The organism is Trichlorobacter sp. (assembly GCF_030247655.1).
Lineage (GTDB): Bacteria > Desulfobacterota > Desulfuromonadia > Geobacterales > Pseudopelobacteraceae > Trichlorobacter.
Genome location: NZ_JAOTRZ010000301.1, coordinates 1 through 2878, shown reverse-complemented (window position 1 = coordinate 2878; position 2878 = coordinate 1). Strand labels below are relative to the sequence as shown.

Annotated in this window: 5 protein-coding genes; all 5 read right to left on the bottom strand. The window is 54.0% G+C overall.

What is annotated here, in order from left to right:
• On the bottom strand, positions 1-610 hold a 610-nt coding region (locus OEL57_RS15975; RefSeq protein WP_300741846.1), incomplete at its 3' end, for an ABC transporter ATP-binding protein.
• Positions 611-613: 3 nt separating this feature from the next.
• Positions 614-1075, bottom strand: a complete 462-nt coding sequence (locus OEL57_RS15970) for a 23S rRNA (pseudouridine(1915)-N(3))-methyltransferase RlmH (protein WP_300741845.1) — start codon at positions 1073-1075, stop codon at positions 614-616.
• A 12-nt stretch (positions 1076-1087) separates the two neighbouring features.
• The gene (gene rsfS / locus OEL57_RS15965; RefSeq protein ID WP_300741844.1) at positions 1088-1504 is read right to left on the bottom strand and encodes a ribosome silencing factor; all 417 of its coding nucleotides are present in this window, start codon (positions 1502-1504) and stop codon (positions 1088-1090) included.
• Complete coding sequence (gene nadD / locus OEL57_RS15960; RefSeq protein WP_300741842.1) at positions 1501-2142, bottom strand: nicotinate-nucleotide adenylyltransferase; 642 nt, start codon at positions 2140-2142, stop codon at positions 1501-1503. Before nadD ends, rsfS begins: the two co-directional genes overlap by 4 nt.
• Positions 2143-2150: 8 nt before the next feature.
• On the bottom strand, positions 2151-2878 hold a 728-nt coding region (locus OEL57_RS15955; protein WP_300741840.1), incomplete at its 5' end, for a bifunctional UDP-4-keto-pentose/UDP-xylose synthase.

Sequence of the window (2878 nt, the reverse complement as noted above, 5' to 3'; positions counted from 1 at the left end):
ATTCATGGGTGATCATCACAATGGTGATGCCTTGTGTGTTCAGGTCAGTGAAGAGTTGCATGATTTCATGGGTGGTGGTGGTATCCAGATTGCCGGTGGGCTCATCAGCCAGTATCACCGCCGGTTCGTTGACCAGGGCGCGGGCAATGGCTACCCGCTGCTGCTGTCCACCAGAAAGCTGGGCGCTGGTGTGATTGACCCTATCTCCAAGGCCAACCCGCTCCAAAGCTGCTTTGGCACGGCTGTGGCGTTCTGCTGCCGTAATACCGGCATAGACCAGTGGTAGTTCAACATTCTCCAGCGCCGTGGTGCGGGGCAACAGGTTAAACCCCTGGAACACAAAACCCAGTTTTTTATTACGAACCTCAGCAAGGCTGTCCGCTGCCATCCCGGCGGTATCAACACCGTCCAGCCAGTAGGTGCCGCTGGTGGGTTTATCCAGGCAGCCCAGGGTGTTCATGCAGGTGGACTTACCGCTGCCTGAGGCACCCATGATCGCCACAAATTCACCCGCAGCTATGGTAAAAGAGACTCCCCGCAACGCTTCAACGATGCTGTCTCCTTCGCCAAAAACACGGCGGATATTTTCCAGTTTAATCACATCAGGCATGGTTTAGTGGTGGTAGGGCTCATTATTCAGGATAGTGCAGGCCCGGTAGATCTGCTCTAACAAAAAGGGGCGAACCATCTGATGGGTAAAGGTCATGGCGGACAATGCCAGCACCTTGGCAGCGCGGGCACGGACCTCATCGCTGAAACCGTAGGAACCACCAATGGCAAAAACCAGTTCGGCGGTGCTGCTATCACGATGCTTACCGATAAATTCGGCAAATCTAACGGAATCCAACTGCTGCCCCCGCTCATCCAGCGCCACCAGCACGGCATTGGGGGAAAGCTGCTTTAACAGCCGCTCGCCTTCACGTCGGCGGCCCTCTTCAAAGGTGGCATCCTTCTCATCCTTCAGCTCGTCAATGGCCAATGGCAGGTAGCGGCCAACCCGCCCGCTGTACTCAGCCACTCCCTCTTTAATCCAGGGGTCGCGGGTCTTTCCAAGCCATATAATACGGAGCTTCACAGCAGCAACCGATCAGATGGTGAACGAAGCTTTGTTGGCGACATCAGTGGCCTGTAGCACTGTTGACAGCTCCACCTGCTCTGCCTTTTCCCACAAGCCGTCCAGATCATAGCGCTTGCGCTGCTCTTCATGGAAGATATGCACCAGCACATCGCTGTAATCCATGACGATCCATTTAGCTTCGGTCTCGCCCTCGATCTCCTGCACCTTGCCGAACTTCTTCAGCTCCCTGCGAATATGATCGCAGATCGCCTGATTCTGCTTGTCGGACTGTCCGGAGATGATCACCAGAAAATCGGCAATGGTACTGATAGCGGTGATATCCAGAACCCGGAGGTCGTAACCCTTCTTGTCGCTGGCCAGTTCGGCACAACGGACAGCCCGCTCCAGAGCGGTAAGAGTCGGTTTTTCTGCAGTTTTTTCAGTCATGATTGATACAATCCCTTCTGGGTAATAAATAATTCAATTTCAGGCGGAACAAGATAACGGATCGATTGCTGCTCTGCCACCTGTTCGCGCAGGTGACTGGATGAAATATCCAGCCCGGTTCCGGTCACAAAGCGGATACTGGTGCCACTGCTATGTCGCAACAGGTTGCCTGCCTCTTGCTTAAACTGGTCGCGTACTGCCTCTGGTAACTGCTGTAACGGCCCTGTAATCTCTTTTTCAGGACGTTCTACCACTATCAGTGAGGCCAGGGGGAAAATAGCCTCATAACGATGCCACAGCCCTAGTTCCAAAAATGAGTCACTGCCAATGATAAAGTAAAGTTCGTCACCTGGTCGCTCTGTCCTAAGCGCTGTCAAGGTATCAACCGTGTAGGACTTGCCTGCCCGATGCAGTTCTATATCACTGAATCCAAAAGCCGGATTAGCTGCAATGGCCAGTTGCACCATAGCTGCCCGCAGCTCAAAGGAAACATCTCCGGCCAGCGCCTTATGGGGCGGGTCAGACGCCGGGATAAACAGCACCTGATCCAGCCCGGCTGCCTCCCGGGCTTCTTCGGCTATCCGCAGGTGAGCCAGATGGATCGGGTTAAATGTGCCACCCAGCAGACCTAGTTTCATGGTTGCTCCTACAGGAACTCCGACAGTTTTTCCCGCTCATCCACAAGATAAAACTCCAGGGTCTTGCGCAGGGCGTCATCAATGGTGGTGGTAGGCTCCCAGCCCAGGCACTCCTTGGCACGCTTGACCGACGGCACCCTGGTCAGCATATCCTGATACCCTTTGCCGTAGAAGCTGTCTGAGGAGGTCTCTACAATCTTGCACTTATCAGCCTTTTCCTTGTAGAGCGGGAAGGTGGCCACCATGTCACGCAGTTTTTCAGCCAGTTCCTTGACCGACAGATCGTTCTTGGGGTTGCCGATATTGAAGATCTTGCCGTCAGCGCAGCCATCCTTGTTTTCAATGATCTTCATCAGGGCATCGATGCCGTCTTCAATAAAGGTGAAGGAGCGACGCTGGTTGCCGCCATCCACAAGCAGGATCGGCTCTTCAGCCAGGATGTTGTAGAGGAACTGGGTCAGTACCCGTGAACTGCCTTCCTTGGCAGTGTGGATGCTATCCAGCTTCGGGCCGATCCAGTTGAAAGGTCGAAATAGGGTGAATTTTAAATTTTCGTGGTTGCCATAGGCGTAGATCACCCGGTCCAGCATCTGCTTGGCACACGAGTAGCTCCAGCGTTCCTTGGCAATCGGCCCCAGTACCAGCGGCGAATTTTCTTCATCAAACTCTGCGTCCGGGCTCATGCCATAGACTTCGGAAGTGGAGGGGAAGATGACCCGCTTCTTGTGTTTGACAC

What these genes read in the sequence shown, in the direction of transcription:
- rsfS (WP_300741844.1), bottom strand. Translation starts at nt 1,504, where the DNA reads ATGACTGAAAAAACTGCAGAAAAACCGACTCTTACCGCTCTGGAGCGG.
- nadD (WP_300741842.1), bottom strand. Translation starts at nt 2,142, where the DNA reads ATGAAACTAGGTCTGCTGGGTGGCACATTTAACCCGATCCATCTGGCT.